15 protein-coding genes are annotated in these 17,557 nt (G+C 58.7%); 10 read left to right on the forward strand and 5 right to left on the reverse strand.

The features are described 5' to 3' along the window. Nucleotides 1-2: 2 nt before the first annotated feature. Together AC6I8F_RS10410 and AC6I8F_RS10415 are read right to left on the reverse strand one after the other, a co-directional pair. On the reverse strand, nucleotides 3-437 hold the full coding sequence (locus AC6I8F_RS10410) for a ribonuclease domain-containing protein (RefSeq protein ID WP_498028004.1): 435 nt from the start codon (nucleotides 435-437) through the stop codon (nucleotides 3-5). Nucleotides 438-524: 87 nt separating this feature from the next. Then, a complete protein-coding gene (locus AC6I8F_RS10415) occupies nucleotides 525-875 on the reverse strand; it encodes a helix-turn-helix domain-containing protein (RefSeq protein WP_021506154.1) in 351 nt (116 codons plus the stop codon). A 292-nt stretch (nucleotides 876-1,167) separates the two neighbouring features. On the opposite strand from AC6I8F_RS10415, the gene AC6I8F_RS10420 reads away from it, so the two are divergent. Both AC6I8F_RS10420 and oqxB read left to right on the forward strand, forming a co-directional pair. Then, nucleotides 1,168-2,322 carry an efflux RND transporter periplasmic adaptor subunit gene (locus tag AC6I8F_RS10420; protein ID WP_498028005.1) on the forward strand — a complete coding sequence of 385 codons (1,155 nt, stop codon included), beginning with the start codon at nucleotides 1,168-1,170 and terminating at the stop codon, nucleotides 2,320-2,322. 18 nt (nucleotides 2,323-2,340) lie between these two features. Further along, nucleotides 2,341-5,496, forward strand: a complete 3,156-nt coding sequence (gene oqxB / locus AC6I8F_RS10425) for a multidrug efflux RND transporter permease subunit OqxB (RefSeq protein WP_058758475.1) — start codon at nucleotides 2,341-2,343, stop codon at nucleotides 5,494-5,496. 192 nt (nucleotides 5,497-5,688) lie between these two features. Here oqxB and AC6I8F_RS10430 read toward each other — a convergent pair whose 3' ends face one another. Then, the gene (locus tag AC6I8F_RS10430) at nucleotides 5,689-6,174 is read right to left on the reverse strand and encodes an RrF2 family transcriptional regulator (RefSeq protein ID WP_031279147.1); all 486 of its coding nucleotides are present in this window, start codon (nucleotides 6,172-6,174) and stop codon (nucleotides 5,689-5,691) included. Nucleotides 6,175-6,694: 520 nt separating this feature from the next. Between AC6I8F_RS10430 and AC6I8F_RS10435 the strand changes: the two genes are divergently transcribed. Then, nucleotides 6,695-6,907, forward strand: coding sequence for a hypothetical protein (locus AC6I8F_RS10435; RefSeq protein WP_058758474.1), 213 nt, complete (start codon nucleotides 6,695-6,697; stop codon nucleotides 6,905-6,907). 45 nt (nucleotides 6,908-6,952) lie between these two features. On the opposite strand, the gene AC6I8F_RS10440 is transcribed toward AC6I8F_RS10435, so the two are convergent. Further along, nucleotides 6,953-8,140, reverse strand: coding sequence for an MFS transporter (locus AC6I8F_RS10440; protein WP_498028006.1), 1,188 nt, complete (start codon nucleotides 8,138-8,140; stop codon nucleotides 6,953-6,955). Nucleotides 8,141-8,350: 210 nt separating this feature from the next. Between AC6I8F_RS10440 and tus the strand changes: the two genes are divergently transcribed. Next, nucleotides 8,351-9,277, forward strand: a complete 927-nt coding sequence (gene tus, locus AC6I8F_RS10445; protein ID WP_059008706.1) for a DNA replication terminus site-binding protein — start codon at nucleotides 8,351-8,353, stop codon at nucleotides 9,275-9,277. A gap of 48 nt (nucleotides 9,278-9,325) precedes the next feature. Here the strand turns inward: tus and fumC are convergent, their stop codons facing one another. Then, nucleotides 9,326-10,723: a class II fumarate hydratase gene (gene fumC / locus AC6I8F_RS10450; RefSeq protein ID WP_498028007.1), complete on the reverse strand. Its 1,398-nt coding sequence runs from the start codon at nucleotides 10,721-10,723 to the stop codon at nucleotides 9,326-9,328. 197 nt (nucleotides 10,724-10,920) lie between these two features. Between fumC and manA the strand changes: the two genes are divergently transcribed. The 6 genes from manA to AC6I8F_RS10480 all read left to right on the forward strand — a co-directional run bounded on the left by manA (nucleotide 10,921) and on the right by AC6I8F_RS10480 (nucleotide 17,505). Then, complete coding sequence (manA, locus tag AC6I8F_RS10455; RefSeq protein WP_282954133.1) at nucleotides 10,921-12,096, forward strand: mannose-6-phosphate isomerase; 1,176 nt, start codon at nucleotides 10,921-10,923, stop codon at nucleotides 12,094-12,096. A 129-nt stretch (nucleotides 12,097-12,225) separates the two neighbouring features. Further along, nucleotides 12,226-13,725 (forward strand): YdgA family protein, encoded by a 1,500-nt coding sequence (locus tag AC6I8F_RS10460; RefSeq protein WP_058769727.1) that lies wholly within the window; start codon nucleotides 12,226-12,228, stop codon nucleotides 13,723-13,725. Nucleotides 13,726-13,858: 133 nt separating this feature from the next. Continuing rightward, nucleotides 13,859-14,422: a fasciclin domain-containing protein gene (locus tag AC6I8F_RS10465; protein ID WP_031279149.1), complete on the forward strand. Its 564-nt coding sequence runs from the start codon at nucleotides 13,859-13,861 to the stop codon at nucleotides 14,420-14,422. 43 nt (nucleotides 14,423-14,465) lie between these two features. After that, entirely contained in the window at nucleotides 14,466-15,020 is a 555-nt protein-coding gene (locus AC6I8F_RS10470; protein WP_498007525.1) for a sigma-70 family RNA polymerase sigma factor, read from the forward strand. Then, the gene (locus AC6I8F_RS10475; RefSeq protein ID WP_241797869.1) at nucleotides 15,017-15,664 is read left to right on the forward strand and encodes an anti-sigma factor; all 648 of its coding nucleotides are present in this window, start codon (nucleotides 15,017-15,019) and stop codon (nucleotides 15,662-15,664) included. Before AC6I8F_RS10470 ends, AC6I8F_RS10475 begins: the two co-directional genes overlap by 4 nt. Nucleotides 15,665-16,062: 398 nt before the next feature. Beyond that, a complete protein-coding gene (locus AC6I8F_RS10480) occupies nucleotides 16,063-17,505 on the forward strand; it encodes a methyl-accepting chemotaxis protein (protein ID WP_498028008.1) in 1,443 nt (480 codons plus the stop codon). The last annotated feature ends 52 nt before the right edge of the window (nucleotides 17,506-17,557 follow it).

Below are 17,557 nucleotides of genomic sequence, written 5' to 3' on the forward strand. Positions count from 1 at the left end.
AGTCAGGGTAGCGGCGTGAAGCTGCGATAGTGATCGGTGGTGAGAAAGATCAGCCCATCAGAAGAGTAAAGCAGACGATCGGCATCGCGGTGGCCGCAGTTATAATTGACGTCCGCCTCATACCACTGGCGCCCCGCCTGCATCGGCAGCCGCCGTTCGCGGTTACTGAAGCGATCGCCGCCAATCGCCCGCCCTGGCAACACCTCACACAGGTTACCCTGCGCCGGGTACCAGCCCTGACGACGTGCCGCGCTTTTGGTGAGATAAAAATCAGGCAAACGGTGATGCTGCTGGAGCCAGCGCGCCACGCGATGTGCATCGGTCAGTTGCGCAATATCCGTCTGTTTTTCCGGCGCAGTACCGCTCAGATGGGGCTTCAGCCCGATCCAGCAAACCACCAGCGCAAACAGTAATCCAATCCAGAGTTTTTTCGACATAGTGACATCCTGAAAAGCAGGACGCCGATAATAGCAGGTTTCAGGCGGGGAAAAACGCGGGCCAGCATGGCTGGCCCTGGCGGAGGTTTACTGCTGCATCGCGCTCGGGGTGTGCGCGGCGTGACGACGCCATGCGCCCGGTGCCACGCCATACTGGCGCTTGAAGCTGCGGTTAAACGACTGCTGTGAATCGAAGCCCAGCGAAATGGCCACGTTAAGGATCGGTTCGTTGGTGGTGGTCAGGCGGTCGGCCGATTTTTTCAGCTTCTTGGCCCGGATGTACTCACCCAGCGGATAGCCGGTGTGCTCTTTGAACATGCGCTGCAGGTGCCACTTCGAATAGCCGGCGCGCCCCGCTACGGTGTCCAGATCCAGACGTGCTTCAATGTTGTTATCAATCCAGTCGATCAGATCGTGAATAAAAGCGTCGCTCATCATCCCATTCTCTCCCGTCGCCATGGCGAACAGTATCAGTATCAGTTGCAATTACACTTTAAGGGTGACTGACTATCGCACTTAATGCAAGTTTTATTATTGCATTAAATGCCGCACTCGCCGTAGGGGCTTTCGCTACCTGTTACGAATTGATCAAAACCGCACATAAAGTGTATCAGATATTCTTGCAGATGCAGTTCGCCCAAGCCTACACTCCTGTGGTTTTAATGCAATCTTAAAAGTTGCAGATTTTTCGTACGTCTCCTTTCTTTTTCACCAACGCGGAATAACAACAATGCATCTGCAAACATATGGGGTTCGTCGGGCCGTAAGCCTGTCAGGAGTGATGTTGCTGGGAAGCCTGCTGGCCGGTTGTGATCGCGGTGTAGCGCAAAATGCGCCGCCGCCTCCGCCCGAAGTGAGTGTCGCGCAGGTGGTGCAACAAAAAGTCAGCCAGTGGGATAGCTTCAATGGCCGCATTGAAGCGGTGCAGAGCGTGCAGCTGCGTCCGCGCGTCTCGGGCTATATCGATCAGGTTAACTATCGCGAAGGCGATGAGGTGAAGAAAGGTCAGGTGCTGTTTACCATTGATGACCGCACCTACCGCGCCACGCTGGAGCAGGCGCAGGCCGAACTGGCCAGCGCGCGGAGCCAGGCGGCGCTGGCCCGCAGCGAGTCGGCCCGTACCGACAAGCTGATCGGCACCCAGGTGGTGTCGCGCGAAGAGTGGGAACAGCGGCGTTCGACCGCCAGTCAGGCGCAGGCCAGCGTGCTGGCCGCCCAGGCGGCAGTCGATATGGCGCAGCTGAACCTCGACTTTACCCGCGTCACCGCGCCAATTGATGGTCGCGCCAGCCGGGCGATGATCACCACCGGTAACCTGGTGACCGCCGGCGACAGCGCCAGCGTTCTCACCACGCTGGTTTCGCAGGACCGCATGTATGTCTACTTTGACGTCGACGAAGCGATTTATCTGCAGTACCAGGCGATGGCGCGTCAGGGCCAGAACCGCGGTTCGCTGCCGGTAGAGATTGCGCTGACCGGCGAACAGGGCTATCCGCACCGCGGCACTGTCGATTTTCTCGATAACCAGCTGACCGCCAGCACCGGCACCATTCGCATGCGCGCCACGCTCGACAATCAGCAGCGTCAGTTTACCCCAGGCCTGTTTGCTCGCGTGCGGCTGCCGGGCAGCGCAGAATTTAACGCGCTGCTGGTCGACGACCGCGCGGTACTGACCGACCAGGATCGTAAATATGTTTACGTGGTTGATGCGCAGGGCAAAGCCGAACGCCGCGATGTTCAACTGGGCGATCTGGCTAACGGCCTGCGTATTGTGCAGCAGGGTCTGAAGCCAGGTGACAAGGTCATTGTCAACGGTCTGCAGAAAGTGTTCATGCCCGGTATGCCGGTAAAAGCGCAGCCGGTGGCCATGCGCTCCGATCAATAATAATCGAGACTGCCCGTTATGGATTTCTCCCGCTTTTTTATCGACCGACCGATTTTCGCCGCGGTGCTGTCGATTTTGATATTTACCACCGGACTGATCGCCATTCCGCTGTTGCCGATCAGTGAATACCCCAACGTGGTACCACCCAGCGTGCAGGTGCGCGCAGAATATCCCGGTGCCAACCCCAAAGTGATTGCTGATTCGGTGGCAACGCCGCTGGAAGAAGCGATCAACGGGGTGGAAAACATGATGTACATGAAGTCGGTGGCCGGCTCAGATGGCGTGCTGGTTACCACCGTGACCTTCCGCCCGGGAACCGATCCCGATCAGGCGCAGGTCCAGGTGCAAAACCGCGTGGCACAGGCTGAAGCGCGTCTGCCGGAAGAGGTGCGTCAGCTCGGCCTGACCACCCAGAAGCAGTCACCTACCCTGACGCTGGTGGTGCATCTGTTCTCGCCCCACGGCAAGTACGATTCGCTCTATCTGCGTAACTACGCCACGCTGAAGGTGAAAGATGAGCTGGCGCGCCTGCCGGGCGTCGGCCAGATTCAGATCTTCGGTGCCGGTGATTACGCGATGCGCGTCTGGCTCGACCCGAACAAAGTGGCGGCGCGCGGCATGACCGCCGGCGACGTGGTCAGCGCCATGCAGGAGCAGAACGTGCAGGTTTCTGCCGGGCAGCTGGGCGCAGAGCCGACGAAGAAAGAGAGCGATTTTCTGCTGTCGATCAACACCCAGGGGCGGCTGGAAGATGAGGCGCAGTTTGGCAACATCATCCTGAAAACCGCCGATGACGGCACGCTGGTGCGCCTGCGTGACGTGGCGCGCATCGAGATGGGCTCCGGCAGCTATGCCCTGCGTTCGCAGCTGAACAACAAGGATGCGGTTGGTATCGGTATCTTCCAGTCGCCGGGCGCAAACGCCATCGACCTGTCAAATGCGGTACGCGCCAAGATGGCCGAGCTGGCAACGCGCTTCCCGGATGACGTGCAGTGGGCCGCGCCTTATGACCCGACGGTTTTCGTGCGTGACTCGATCCGCGCCGTGGTCCAGACGCTGTTCGAAGCCATCGTGCTGGTGGTGCTGGTGGTGATTCTGTTCCTGCAGACGTGGCGCGCCTCGATCATCCCGCTGCTGGCCGTGCCGGTGTCGGTGGTCGGTACCTTCAGCGTGCTCTACCTGCTGGGCTTTTCGCTCAATACCCTGAGTCTGTTCGGGCTGGTGCTGGCGATTGGGATCGTGGTCGATGACGCCATCGTGGTGGTGGAGAACGTCGAGCGGAACATTGAACAGGGCTTAACACCGGTGGCGGCGGCTCACCAGGCGATGCGCGAGGTCTCCGGGCCGATTATCGCCATCGCGCTGGTGCTGTGTGCGGTATTTGTGCCGATGGCCTTCCTCTCGGGCGTAACCGGTCAGTTCTATAAGCAGTTTGCCGTGACCATTGCCATTTCGACGGTGATTTCGGCGATTAACTCGCTGACGCTCTCTCCGGCGCTGGCGGCGAAACTGCTGAAGGCGCACGGTGCGCCGAAGGACCTGCCGACGCGCCTGATCGATCGCCTGCTGGGCTGGGTGTTCCGGCCGTTTAACCGCTTCTTCCAGCGCAGCTCAGACGGCTATGAATCGATGGTCGGCAAAACCCTGCGCCGGCGCGGTGCGGTGTTTGGCGTGTACGTGCTGCTGCTGGCCGGTGCCGGCTTTATGTTCCATACCGTGCCAGGTGGCTTTATTCCGACGCAGGATAAGCTGTACCTGATTGGTGGCGTGAAGATGCCGGAAGGCTCATCGCTGGCGCGTACCGATGAAGTGATTCGTAAGATGAGCGAAATCGGCATGAACACCGAAGGCGTGGCCTACTCCGTAGCCTTCCCCGGCCTGAATGCGCTGCAGTTCACCAATACGCCCAATACCGGCACGGTGTTCTTCGGTCTGAAGCCGTTCAGCGAGCGCAGCCGCACTGCGGCGGAAATCAATGCTGAGATCAACGCGAAAATTTCCAAAATCCAGCAGGGCTTCGGTTTCTCCATCATGCCACCGCCGATCCTCGGTCTGGGCCAGGGATCGGGCTATTCGCTGTATGTGCAGGACCGTGCGGGCCTGGGCTATGGCGCACTGCAAACCGCGATTAATACCCTGTCCGGTGCGGTGATGCAGACGCCAGGCATGATGTTCCCGATCTCCTCCTATCAGGCCAACGTGCCGCAGCTGGATGTGCAGGTCGATCGCGACAAAGCCAAAGCACAGGGCGTATCGCTGACCGATCTGTTCACGACGCTGCAGGTGTATCTGGGTTCGTCTTACGTCAACGACTTCAACAAGTTTGGTCGTACCTGGCGTGTGATGGCGCAGGCTGACGGGGATTTCCGCGACAGCGTGCAGGATATCGCGAACCTGCGCACCCGTAACGATCGCGGTGAGATGGTGCCGATTGGCAGCATGGTGAACATCACCACCACCTACGGTCCGGACCCGGTGATTCGCTATAACGGCTATCCGGCGGCCGACCTGATTGGCGATGCCGATCCGCGCGTGCTCTCTTCCGCGCAGGCGATGGAGAAACTCGAGGCGATGTCCAGCCAGGTGCTGCCGAACGGCATGAATATCGAATGGACCGACCTGAGCTATCAGCAGGCAACCCAGGGCAACACCGCGTTTATCGTGTTCCCGGTGGCGGTGCTGCTGGCGTTCCTGGTACTGGCGGCGCTGTATGAGAGCTGGACGCTGCCGCTGGCAGTGATCCTGATCGTACCGGTGACGATGCTATCCGCACTGGTCGGCGTGTGGCTGACCGGCGGCGATAACAACGTGTTTGTCCAGGTTGGTCTGGTGGTGCTGATGGGGCTGGCATGTAAGAACGCCATCCTGATCGTCGAGTTCGCCCGCGAACTGGAGATGCAGGGCAAAGGGATTGTGGAGTCGGCGCTGGAAGCCTGTCGCCTGCGTCTGCGCCCCATCGTCATGACCTCCATCGCCTTTATCGCCGGCACCGTGCCGCTGATTCTGGGCGAAGGTGCGGGCGCCGAAGTGCGTGGCGTCACCGGCATCACCGTGTTCTCGGGCATGCTGGGGGTTACGCTGTTTGGCCTGTTCCTGACGCCGGTGTTCTACGTGACGCTGCGTAAGCTGGTGACGCGCAAACAGCAGCCGGCGGTGGAAACGCAGACGGTGTAAACGCTAAGGAGTAAAACCCATCCGGGCCATCGTGCCCGGATTTTTTTTGCCTGGCGCAGCATGACGATGTTACACAGCAACAGCGTGCCTCTGCGCCAGAGCACAGCAGCGGGATTTCACAGGATTTACAGGGGTAGATTGCGCGTGCAGAAGCGGAATGGAAAGGTGCGCATCAGCGATGCGCACGGGAGGTTAGCGGTCTTTTTTGCAGAGTTCGGCGATTTCGAGGTCAGGCAGCGGTTCGCAGTTGCTGGTATCGTGCTTTTTCAGCTCGTTAAGGGCATCGGCGACGGTGCGTGTTTCCAGCACTTTAAGCGACGCCTCTTCCGCTTGCTCCGCGATCGATTTGAAGTACCAGCACAGGTTGGCGCTGACCAGGCAGCGCGGTGCGACATCGGGGCGCGACGCCCACAGTTTTTTGTCTTCAATCACTGAGGTGTAGATATCGCGCAGCGTGATCTCAGCGGCCGGACGACCCAGATGGATCGAGCCGGTACGGCCAAGCGTCGAGACAATGATGCCATCGCGCGTTAAAGGAACCATGAGTTTCCGAATGAAACTGGGGTTCGCTTCAAGACCGTACGCCAGAATGGCACTGGTCGAGCGTTTACCCAATTGCTCCGCCATCGCTACGCTCAAAACCATCTGCAAAGCTGTCGGGAAGCGGTAATCTAGCATTTCTGTTTCCTGAGTTGCGGCCTATCTTCTTGTTTTCATACCGCGGCAGTGAATAATCAATGAGCAATAAATATAACAAACACTGTTGCTTTTTAGAATACCGAAAATGCTTTCCGCCCGTGACTAACCTGCGCTATTACCCGCCTTGATATCGACTTAAGATATTGAATTTAGATAAAAATATCCCAGCAGGACATGCCGCTGACCGCTTTAGCACTCTGAGCCTTGCGCAACAATATGCGTGACGTGTCACTTTTTTGCCCCCACCGCTGTAGCTGCGGGCTGGCAAAGGACGTTGTGACAAAGGGACGATTATTTCTGCACGCGTGGTGCGCCGTCTGCGCAACCGACCTTCAAACAAGCCATTGTTTCTGTGTAAGAAACAAAACACACCGGCGAAGGAGGCGGCGTCAGGGTTGATAAACCGTCTTCTGAAAGGAATAATATTGATCCGGGTCATGATTCCCTTGCTATTTTTTGCACAAAATGCGCGCCGTTACTATTTTCGAGGCGCGAAATAATGTCTGTATTATCCCCGGTCGTCGGCGCGTTATTGCTGACCGTTCTCCCGCTGACGGTGGGCATCGTTACGGCGGCAACCAGCTGCCTGAACGCGCCAACCTTATGGCAATGCGTACGGATGGCACCGCTGCCTTTCGTTGTCTCGGCTGGCTGCACTCTGCTGTTAAGCGCGTTGTGTTGCCTGCTGCAATATCTGACGGATCGCCACTAAAGCGCAGCAGCGGCCATCTCTGCCCGTTAACCGTCAGTGGCGATTTCAACCTGCGGATTCCGGAGCGCCTGCCGGCAATTTCCGCTTCAGCACCACCACCAAAAGCACGTTGATCAGCGCCAGCGCACATAACAGCCACAGCGTAGCCTGCGCACCGGAATGCTGGAAAATATATCCGCCAATCAGCGGTGTGAGCGCCTGACCAATCAGCGCGGGTCGCGCCATGCGGCCAACCACAATGGCGTACTCTTCCGGTTTTACCATCGCCAGCGGCAGCGTACCGCGCACGATAGCCCGCAAGCCATTTCCTGCACCGTACAGCACCATACTCAGCAGCGCCCACGCGGGATAACAGGCCAGCAGCAGTAATCCCAGCGCCACCAGTCCGACCGAGAAGAAAGTGGTCCAGATGGGATGGCCGCGTTTGAACGTCATATCGACAATGCGCGACGCCACCTGGCACGGCCCCAGCAGCGTGCTGATCGCCAGCGCGGCGCTCAGCGAATGCCCGCTCGCCTGCAGCAGGGTAATCAACTGCACCGATATCGCCGTCATGATCACCGACGCGAGGGTAAAGATGCTGCACAGCAGCCAGAACAGCGTGGGGGCCAGCGAATTCTGTGCGGTATGCTGTTGCGTGGCTTTTGGTATGGATGGCGTGCGCGGCGCTGGCAGCGCATACAGGTAAGCCGGCAGCACCGCCAGACACAGCAGCGCGGCAATAGCCAGACAGGCGCCGCGCCACTCCAGCCAGTGGATCAGCAGCGCGATGCCGGGCCACACCAGCGAGGTGCAGAATCCTGAAATCAGCGTAATACCGGTAATCGCGCCACGCGCCTGGCCGCCATATAAGGTGCCCAGCGTGGCGAACAGCGCGTCATACAGGCCCATCGCCATGCCCGCGCCGATAATCAGCCAGGCGAACAGAAACAGCGGCAAATTGTGGCTCAGCGCCATGATCACCAGCCCGAGCGCCATCACCGCCCCGCTCGCCGCCAGCAGCCGGCGACCGTGTGCGCGGGCAATCAGCTGGCCGCACAGCGGTGCCAGCAGGCCAGAGACCAGAATGCCGAGCGAAAGTGCGCCATACACCCACTGCTGCGACCAGCCGGTTTCCGCGATGATCGGGTTAGCCATCACGGCCATCAGATAAAATGATCCGCCCCATGACAGGATCTGCACGGCGCCGAGCGTGACGATAGCGGGCGCGCCCGGTTTTGGCTGATACTCCACAGCTAATATCCGTTAACAGGTAAATCACGGTTATAACATGTTCATCCGACAGGAAAAATGCCCGCGCGCCCTGTTGAGCCGAATTCCACGCCGGGGTTTCAGTGACTGGATGGATAAACCTTATTAAAGTATGTTGTAACTAGTATGCCTGCTTGCCCGCCGCGTCATTCAGTGCCACCCTTTGGTATGTTGTAACTATGGAGAACCGCGATGGCTCGCTATGATTTGGTGGCTGATTTACATGAATGCGTCAATACGCTGGAGCGCGAACTCACTGCACTGCGCGCGTCGGTTGAACAGCAGCCGCTGTTGCTGGCGCGCGTGTTCAGCCTGCCGGAGATCGAGAAAGGCAAAGAGCATGATGAAATCAACCGCATCGCGGTGACCCAGCATCTCGGTAAACGCGCGCGCGAAATGGCCCTCGCCCACTATTGTCGCCTGTTTATGCAGCATCAGTCAGAAAAACTCAGCACCAAAGCGGCGGTGCGTCTGCCTGGCGCCCTCTGCATTGAGGCGGATGAGGCAGCCAGCCAGCGACTGGAGCAGCAGGTCACGACCATCAACACCCTTAAACAGCGGCTGGAGCAATTGATCACCGTCGACTCCGGCCTGCCAAGCGAGGCGCGTTTTGAGTTTGTGCACCAGCATCTGCGTGGCCTGATCACGCTCAATGCCTACCGCAGCGTCACGCTACTGCAGGCGCCGGATACGCTGCGTTTTGGCTGGGCGAATAAGAACATCATCAAGAAGGTGACGCGCGAGGCCATCGTCGGGCAGCTGGAGCGCAGCCTGAAGGCGAACCGCGCGCAGGCACCGTGGACGCGCGAACAGTGGGCAGAGAAAGTGCAGCAGGAGCTGGAGCGGGTGCGGTCATTGCCGGACGGCGCGCAGCTGAAGATCAAGCGGCCGGTTAAAGTGCAACCTATCGCGCGGCTGTGGCGCGCCAGCGAGAAAAAACAGCTGCAGCTGGCCTGCCCTTCGCCGCTGCTGGTGTTGTGCCGCGATCGTACGCAGGTGCCGACGCTGGGTGAACTGCTGGATTACGATGCTGAAAACATCGCGCACCGTTACAAGCCGCTGGCGCAGCCGCTGCATCTGATCATCCCGCGGCTGCATTTATGGAGTGACCGTCTGTAAGGCAAAAAAACAGCGCGACAGGTCGCGCTGTAGTGTCCGGCAGTAAAGCTATTGCTTCATGCTGCCAACCATCTCTTCCGGCCGCACCCATTCGTCAAACTGCGCTTCGGTCAGGTAGCCGAGCTGCAGCGCCGAGGCTTTCAGCGTCAGCCCCTGTTTGTGCGCCTGCTTGGCAATTTCCGCCGCTTTGTCATAGCCGATATGGGTATTCAGCGCGGTAACCAGCATCAGCGACTCGTTGAGCAGCTGATCGATGCGCTCGCGGTTGGGCTCAATGCCCACCGCGCAATGGTGATTGAAGCTGTCCATGCCGTCGGCCAGCAGCCGTACCGACTGCAGGAAGTTGTGGATCACCATTGGCCGGTAGACGTTGAGTTCGAAGTTACCGGATGCACCGCCCATGTTCACCGCCACGTCATTGCCCATCACCTGGCAGCACAGCATGGTCAGCGCTTCACACTGCGTTGGGTTGACTTTGCCTGGCATGATCGAGCTACCGGGCTCATTTTCCGGGATGCTGATTTCACCGATGCCGCAGCGCGGACCGGATGACAGCCAGCGCACGTCGTTAGCGATTTTCATCAGCGACGCGGCCAGTCCTTTCAGCGCGCCGTGCGCATGCACCAGCGCATCGCAGGTCGCCAGCGCTTCAAACTTGTTGGGCGCAGTGACAAAGGGTTGCTGCGTCAGGTCGGCCAGCGCTTTCGCCACGCGCACCGCATATTCCGGATGGGTATTCAGGCCGGTACCGACCGCCGTGCCGCCCAGCGCCAGCTCGGCGACGTGCGGAATACTGTGTTCGATGTGCTTCAGATTGTGCTCCAGCATGGCAACCCAGCCGGAAATCTCCTGGCCGAGCGTCAGCGGTGTGGCGTCCTGCAGGTGGGTACGACCAATTTTAACGATGTCTTTAAACGCGACGGACTTCTCGCTCAGGGTGTTTTTCAGCACCTCAATTTGCGGGATCAGCTGTTCGCGCAGCGCAATCACCGCAGCAACGTGCATCGCCGTCGGGAACACATCGTTGGAGCTCTGGCTCTTGTTAACATCATCATTCGGATGCACTTTGCGCGACATGCCGCGCTCGCCGCCCAGCAATTCGCTGGCGCGGTTAGCCAGCACTTCATTCATGTTCATGTTGGTCTGGGTGCCGGAGCCGGTCTGCCAGATGGCCAGCGGGAACTCGTCGCTGTGCTGGTCGGCCAGCACCTCGTCAGCGGCGTCGATAATCGCCCCGGCCCGTTCAGCCGGCAGCAGCCCCAGATCGCGGTTAACCTGGGCGGCGGCGCGCTTGGTCAGCGCCAGCGCATGCACAAGCGCCACGGGCATCTTCTCGGTGGAGATACGGAAGTGCTCCAGCGAACGCTGCGTTTGTGCGCCCCACAACTTATCTGCCGAAACTTCGATCGGACCCATTGAATCTTTTTCAATGCGGTTGGCTGCCATGACTACGTCTCCTTAGCTCAGATTTTGAGGTTTCCGCCTAAGTCGTCTTCCCGCGACGCCTTAGAGCGAGCAAGATTGTCACATACAAGAAATTAACATTATGCGAGCCCATCGCGTTTATTGCACTTGTTCGTGTATTTTCTATGGCACTTTCTGCTTTAATACGCTTATTTACTTACCGTTATTAAGGGTAAACGATGCAAAAATTGAACAATTCGCTGCAAAATTATGCATGGGGCAGCAAAACCGCGCTGACCGAACTCTACGGCATCGAAAACCCGCAGGGATTGCCGATGGCGGAATTATGGATGGGCGCGCACCCGAAAAGCCCCTCTACCGTTGAAGTGAATGGCGTCACCCGTTCGCTGCGTGACGTGATCAATGACGATCCGCTCGCGACGCTGGGCGCTGCGGTAGCGCAGCGTTTCGGTGAGCTGCCGTTTCTGTTTAAAGTGCTGTGCGCCGATCAGCCGTTATCGATTCAGGTGCATCCCAGTAAAACTGCCGCAGAAGCCGGTTTCGCGCGTGAAAACGCGGCGGGCATTCCGCTCAGCGCCGCCGAGCGCAACTATAAAGATGCTAACCACAAGCCCGAACTGGTCTATGCCCTGACGCCGTTCCAGGCGATGAACGGCTTTCGCGAACTGCCGGAGATTGTCTCGCTGCTGGAGCCGGTCGCGGGCGCGCATCCGCAGATCGCCCATTTCCTCGAAAACGCCAGCGAAGCCGCGCTGGCTAAACTGTTCGCTACCCTGCTGTCGCTGAAAGACGAGAGCAAAACCCGCGCGCTCGGCGTACTGAAATCCGCGCTGAACGCGCGCGAAGGCGAACCGTGGCAGACCATCAAAACGATCGCCAGCGACTATCCGGACGATAATGGCCTGTTCTCACCGCTGCTGCTGAATGTCATCACCCTGCAACCGGGTGAGGCGATGTTCCTGTTCGCCGAAACGCCGCATGCCTATCTGAAAGGCGTGGCGCTGGAAGTGATGGCCAATTCGGATAACGTGCTGCGCGCCGGCCTGACGCCGAAATTCATTGATATTCCGGAACTGCTGGCCAACCTGAAGTTCGAGGCCAAACCGGCGGCGACGCTGCTCACACAGCCGCAGACACAGGGCGACAGCCTCAACTTCCCGATTCCGGTAGAGGATTTTGCTTTCGCCATCCACACGCTTTCGGCCACGCCGCAAACGCTGGCACAGCACAGTGCCGCCCTGCTGTTCTGCATTGAAGGCCAGGCGGTGATTGAAAAGGCCGGGCAGCAGCTGGTACTGCAACCGGGCGAATCCTGCTTTATCGCAGCCAGCGAGTCGCCGGTGAGCGCGGCGGGGACCGGTCGTCTGGCGCGGGTGTTCAACGCGCTGACGTGAGGCGGCTGACGCCTGCAGCATTAACTGCTATTATTTCAAACTATTAATTAAAAAACGCCTGCGGGCGTTTTTCTTCACCCGTCGCGCGGCCCAACGGTATGCGCACGCAAGGATAAGGACGACTCAGCGATGAAAAAGACCAAGGTTGCCGTAGGTGTGATTGTGGCGCTCGGCGTAATCTGGACTGGCGCAGCGTGGTTTACCGGTAAACAGCTGGAAAGCCACATGGATGAGATGCTGCAAAATGCCAACAGCCAGATCAACGCGTACGCGCCGAATAGCCGTCTGACGCTCAGCTATCAGGATTACCAGCGTGGCGTATTCAGCAGCAAAACCAAACTGGTAATTCAGGCCAGTTCGCAGACCGAAGACAATCCGCTGCTGAAGCCGGGTCAAAGCATCGTGCTCAACGAAACCATCGACCACGGTCCTTTCCCGTTTGCTCAGCTGAAGCGCGGCAACCTGATCCCCAGCATGGCCTCGGTCCACACCGAACTGGAAAACACCGATGCGGTGAAGAAACTGTTTGAACTGACTCAGGGCAAATCGCTGGTTAATGCCGATACCCGCGTTGGTTACAGCGGCGCGACCGATACCGCGCTGCACCTGCTGCCGGTGGATTACAGCAATGCGCAGACCGGTGATCGCCTCGCCACCAACGGCGGCACGCTCAACGTCAGCGCGGACAGCAAAGGCGACAAAGTCAGTCTGCAGGGCGACTTCTCCAGCATCGCCGTCACCAGCAAAAACCAGCTGCAGCAACCGGTACTGTTTACCCTTAACGGTCTGAAGCTGGGCGGTGACACCCACCTGAGTCCGGAAGGCGTGCGCGTCGGCGACCAGACCATCACGCTGGATAAGCTCGATGCCAGCATTAACGGTCAGGAAGGCCTGACGCTGGAGAAGCTGGACGGGAAGTCCTCGTTCGACAACAAAGACGGTAAGATTGGCGGCCAGATTGATTATCAGGTTGATAGCATCAGCCTGCAGAAACAGCCGTTCGGCGAAGCCAAACTGGCGATGAAATTTGCGCAGTTTGATGCTCAGGCGGTGAAAACCTTCTCTGACCAGTACAATGCGCAGATGCAGGATCTGCTGAACCAGCCTGGCGTGGTGGACGATCCTATCCGCTACCAGGCCAGCGTGCAGACCATTCTGAGAAATAACCTGCCGACCCTGCTGAAAGGTTCACCGACCGTGAGCGTGGCACCGCTGAGCTGGAAAAATGACAAGGGCGAGAGCACGTTCAACCTTAACGTCGGTTTTAACGATCCGGCGACCGTCACCGGTGAACCGCAGAGTCTGGGTGCCGCCGTGGATCGCGTGCTGAAAACGCTCGACGGCAAGCTGAGCATCAATATGCCGATGGCGACCGAAGTGATGCGTCACGTCGGGCTGGCGGAAGGTTATCAGGGTGATGACGCGCAGAAGCTGGCCGATCAGCAGGTGAAAGGCCTGGCGGCGATGGGCCAGATGTTCCGTCTGACGCAGCAGCAGGACGATAACATCACCACCAGCCTGCAATACGCTAACGGTCAGGTCACCATGAATGGCGACAAAATGACGCTGGAGCAGTTCCTGTCGCGCTACATGTTAGGCGCGCCAACCAGCGAAGGCATGCCAGAGTAATCCCCGCGGCAGCCCGCTCCGGGCTGCCGTTTTCCCCCGGCAAAAAAATTTCACCCTTTTCTGCATCCGTTCAGCCGCACCGTACGTATATCCCTTTGTGAGCACCCTTCTGCTCCTTCAATGAGGATATATGATGAAAAAGTTAATCAGTTATGCCGTCCTGTCTGCCGCCCTGCTTGGCGCGAACGCTGCGATGGCGGCCATGCACGCCGATTCGGTGATGGTGGGCGGCGCGGCAATGTATCCACAAAAAAACATTATTGAAAATGCCCTGAATTCGAAGGATCACACTACGCTGGTCGCCGCCGTTAAAGCCGCGGGTCTGGTCGATACCTTACAGGGCAAAGGCCCGTTTACGGTGTTTGCGCCGACTAACGCCGCCTTTGCCAAACTGCCTGCCGGCACCGTTGATGCACTACTCAAACCGGAAAACAAAGCCAAACTCACCAGCGTGCTGACCTACCATGTGGTCGCCGGTAAATATGATATGAAAGCGCTGGAGCAAAAAATTAAACAGGGTGGCGGTAAAGCCGAATTGAAAACGGTGAATGGTCAGCCGCTGTGGATTATGAGCAATGGGCCACATAATATTCAGCTGAAAGATGGTCAGGGTAATGTGGCAAATATCAGCACTTATGATGTAAACCAGAAAAATGGCGTCATTGACGTTATTGATACCGTCTTAATGCCTGAATAACTGTCTATACTCGGTAAGGTTAAACAAACCGGCCAGGAGTATTATGGACGCGTCTCAGGCTGAGCAACAAATAGCCTTAATCAGGGCGGTCGCCAGTGGCGATCGCCCTGCGTTTGAACAGCTGTACCGGCTGACGTCACCGCACCTGTTTGCGGTAGCGCTGCGCATGTTACGCCAGCGGGCGTGGGCGGAAGAGATTCTGCACGAGTGCTATATCACCATCTGGCACAACGCCGCGTCATTTAACAGTGCGCTAAGTTCGCCGCTTACCTGGATGACGCACATTGTGCGTAACCGCTGCATCGACTGGCTGCGCAGCGGCTATGCCAGACAATTCCATGCCGATGAAGCCTGGCTCGACGATTTAAGCAGCACGCCGGGTGACGTCAGTCTGGATGAGCAGCACGATCGCGAGGTTGCCCGCCTGCACCACTGTCTGCAACATTTGAGCAGTGAACAGCGCCAGTCGATTGCGCTGGCCTATTATCAGGGCTTATCACATAGCGACATTGCCGGGTGGCTGCAGCAGCCGGTCGGCTCGGTTAAAAGCTGGATTCGACGTGGCCTGGACCATCTGCGGGAGTGTGTAGGACGATGAGTGACAAAGTGCAGCGGGATGACGCCCTGGCGGCGGAGTACGCCCTCGGCACGCTGCGCGGCAGCGCGCGATTGCGCTTTCAGCGCAGACTGCAGGCCGAGCCGGTGCTGGCGGCGCAGGTCGCCCGCTGGCAGACGCTGCTGGCGGGTCTCGACCAGGTTCAGCCGCCCGTCACACCGCCGGAAACGCTGTGGAAAAAAATTGCCCTTTCCCTGCCGCCCGACAAGCGCGTCGCGCCCGCACGCCGGACGCTGCCGTGGCTGGCTGCCGCCTGCGTCGCGCTGGGCTTCGCGCTGTCGGCTTACTGGCTGCGCGAGCCGGTTATGACGCCGCTGGCCGTGCTGACCGATGCACAACACAGTCAGCAATGGGTGGTGAGCGCCAGCCGCCGGCAGGACGTGATCAGTCTGGCGCCGCTGCAGGTCAGCGCGGTCAGGGCGGATCAGAGTCTGGAACTGTGGCTAATTCCGCCTGGCCGGGCGCCCGTTTCACTCGGTCTGGTCACCGGAAGTGCGCCGCAGCAGTATCCGATTGAGAAACAGCAGTCGCTGGTTAAGGCTACGCTGGCGATCAGTCTCGAGCCGCACGGCGGTTCGCCAACCGGACGTCCTACTGGCCCGGTGCTGTACAGTGTGAATTTATAAATTGTCAGGGTCGCGGCAAAAAAGACCACGTTAGCGTGGCATGCTATTCAGACATGTTACGCCGGGCGGATATTAACGGATAGGGTTAATGAAATAGCCGCGCGTGACTTAATGCAAATTATTAAGTCGTGGAGAATACTATTTCAGCAAACGGAAATAACGATTAATCATTATTTACTTTTTCGCCATGTTTAATGCTGCGGCCGGGCTGATATCGTCAGCATGAAAATTAATTTAACGCATCTTGCGGAAAGAAATATTTTATCGACGATTCATTTTCTTTTTCAGAATTCCCTGCCATGCTTAAAACGCTAAACCATAGTACGCGATATTATCGCGAACAATAAATAATAACGCTCGACACCATTGCGTCTTAAACGACACCGGGGAAACTCACCATGCAATTTCTTAAAAACTTCACCATTCGCCGGGTTGTGCAGTGCATCCTGGTCGCGGCGCTGCTGATTGTGGCGCTGGCCGGGATCTATGGCAGCACGGTGCTGCGCGACATGCATCAGCGCGAACTGCATAACGCCACCCTGACCAGCCAGCTGCTGTTTCTCAATCGCGCCAGTTTAGTGATGGCATCGGGAACCACGGCGGCAAAAGCGTCCGTAGCGACCGATGCCCCGGCCGATAGCGACTGGGCGCCGCTGCGTACCGCCCTCACCGCATCGCCGGCTGACTTTGCGGTGCCTGCGGCTGAGCGCCTGCAGTTCCTGCAGCGCGACATCGCAGCGAATAACCATGCCGACCAGTCCGATCGCCAGCGTCTGCAAATGGCCTTTGGCATTGCTGCACTGCTGATGCTGGCGCTGCTGCTGTTCTGTGACCGTTTCCTGGTCACGCATCTGGTACGGCCGCTGGGGGCGCTGCGGGAACATTTCCGCGGCATTGCCGCCGGGGATCTTACGCGGGAACCGCAGGATTTTGGCCGCAACTGCGTGGGTCAGCTGATTCCGCTGGTGCAGCTGATGCAGCAGAGCCTGCTGACCACCGTGCGCGCAGTGCGTGACACCACCGAGGTGCTGCGCAAGGAGTCAGCGGATATTGCCGGCGGCAATGTCGATCTGTCCGATCGCACTACCCGCCAGGCCGCCGCGCTCGAGCAGACCTCGGCCAGCATGGAGCAGCTCAGCGCCACCGTAGAGAAAAATGCCCACAGCGCCGGCGAAGCGCGCGAGCTGGCTGAGGATGCGGCGCGCACCACGCGCGACGGCGAAGCGCTGGTCAAAAGCGTATCAGCGATGATGGCAGACATCGCCGCCGAGGCCGATAAAATCCGTCAGTTCACCGCCACGGTTAACAGCATCGCATTTCAGACCAATATTCTGGCACTGAACGCGGCTGTTGAAGCCGCCCGCGCCGGCGAGCAGGGACGCGGCTTTGCCGTGGTGGCAGCTGAAGTGCGCACGCTGGCACAACGCAGCGCCAGCGCCGCGAAGGAGATCGAAGGGCTGATTAATGGCACCGTGACGCGCGTTGGCGAGGGCGCGCAGACCGCGCAGCGCGCCGGCGCCATCATGGACAGCGCCACGCAAAGCGTTTCCGCCGTCACCTCGCTGATTGGACAAATTGCACTGGCGTCTGATGAACAAAGCAAAGGCATTGCCCAGGTGACGCTGGCAGTCAACGATCTTGACCGCGTCACGCAGCAGAATGCTGCACTGGTGAAAGAGATCGCCACCTCTGCCGGCAGCCTGAATGGCCGCACCGAAACGCTCTCTGCGGTCATCAGCCATTTTCGTTTTTCTGACAGCCCACCGCCCGGGGCTCAATCCGGGTTAACAACATCCGGCACCGGCACCGCTGCTGTTGCGGCCAGCCTTGCCAGCCTCTGACCGACGCTGCGTGCAGCACATAACAACACCGCCAGGGAAAGGCCACATTAAG

The sequence above is a fragment of the gamma proteobacterium symbiont of Axiagastus rosmarus genome (assembly GCF_059730925.1).

Excerpts from the sequence above, each read along its gene's own strand:
- AC6I8F_RS10410 (WP_498028004.1), bottom strand. The coding sequence starts at position 437 with ATGTCGAAAAAACTCTGGATTGGATTACTGTTTGCGCTGGTGGTTTGC.
- AC6I8F_RS10415 (WP_021506154.1), bottom strand. The coding sequence starts at position 875 with ATGATGAGCGACGCTTTTATTCACGATCTGATCGACTGGATTGATAAC.
- AC6I8F_RS10420 (WP_498028005.1), top strand. The coding sequence starts at position 1,168 with ATGCATCTGCAAACATATGGGGTTCGTCGGGCCGTAAGCCTGTCAGGA.
- oqxB (WP_058758475.1), top strand. The coding sequence starts at position 2,341 with ATGGATTTCTCCCGCTTTTTTATCGACCGACCGATTTTCGCCGCGGTG.
- AC6I8F_RS10430 (WP_031279147.1), bottom strand. The coding sequence starts at position 6,174 with ATGCTAGATTACCGCTTCCCGACAGCTTTGCAGATGGTTTTGAGCGTA.
- AC6I8F_RS10435 (WP_058758474.1), top strand. The coding sequence starts at position 6,695 with ATGTCTGTATTATCCCCGGTCGTCGGCGCGTTATTGCTGACCGTTCTC.
- tus (WP_059008706.1), top strand. The coding sequence starts at position 8,351 with ATGGCTCGCTATGATTTGGTGGCTGATTTACATGAATGCGTCAATACG.
- fumC (WP_498028007.1), bottom strand. The coding sequence starts at position 10,723 with ATGGCAGCCAACCGCATTGAAAAAGATTCAATGGGTCCGATCGAAGTT.
- manA (WP_282954133.1), top strand. The coding sequence starts at position 10,921 with ATGCAAAAATTGAACAATTCGCTGCAAAATTATGCATGGGGCAGCAAA.
- AC6I8F_RS10460 (WP_058769727.1), top strand. The coding sequence starts at position 12,226 with ATGAAAAAGACCAAGGTTGCCGTAGGTGTGATTGTGGCGCTCGGCGTA.
- AC6I8F_RS10465 (WP_031279149.1), top strand. The coding sequence starts at position 13,859 with ATGAAAAAGTTAATCAGTTATGCCGTCCTGTCTGCCGCCCTGCTTGGC.
- AC6I8F_RS10470 (WP_498007525.1), top strand. The coding sequence starts at position 14,466 with ATGGACGCGTCTCAGGCTGAGCAACAAATAGCCTTAATCAGGGCGGTC.
- AC6I8F_RS10475 (WP_241797869.1), top strand. The coding sequence starts at position 15,017 with ATGAGTGACAAAGTGCAGCGGGATGACGCCCTGGCGGCGGAGTACGCC.
- AC6I8F_RS10480 (WP_498028008.1), top strand. The coding sequence starts at position 16,063 with ATGCAATTTCTTAAAAACTTCACCATTCGCCGGGTTGTGCAGTGCATC.